A 249-nucleotide genomic window follows, 5' to 3' on the forward strand; every position below is an offset into this window, starting at 1 on the left:
GGCTATGGATACCCCAGCCGAAGCAAGATTATTAGCCCCCACATTAGTTGACTACAAAGTGGCATTGGTTACTTCAGTTTTACATATGCCGCGCGCAAAAGATTTATTTAACGCCCAAGGTGTTGAGGTAATAACAGCGGCAACTGATTATCATAACTTTGCTGTATTACCTTGGCACAAACAACTCGTACCAAATGCCCAAGCTTTGCATGTAGTAACACAATACAGCCATGAGGTAGTGGGTAAAGC

The 249-nt window shown here is 43.4% G+C and carries 1 protein-coding gene; it reads left to right on the plus strand.

The window, feature by feature from the left end:
• Positions 1-249 (plus strand): YdcF family protein (locus tag AAEY75_RS16445; protein WP_352260228.1); only part of this gene is annotated, 249 nt, incomplete at both ends.

The organism is Psychrobacter sp. TB55-MNA-CIBAN-0194 (assembly GCF_040309505.1).
GTDB lineage: Bacteria > Pseudomonadota > Gammaproteobacteria > Pseudomonadales > Moraxellaceae > Psychrobacter > Psychrobacter fozii.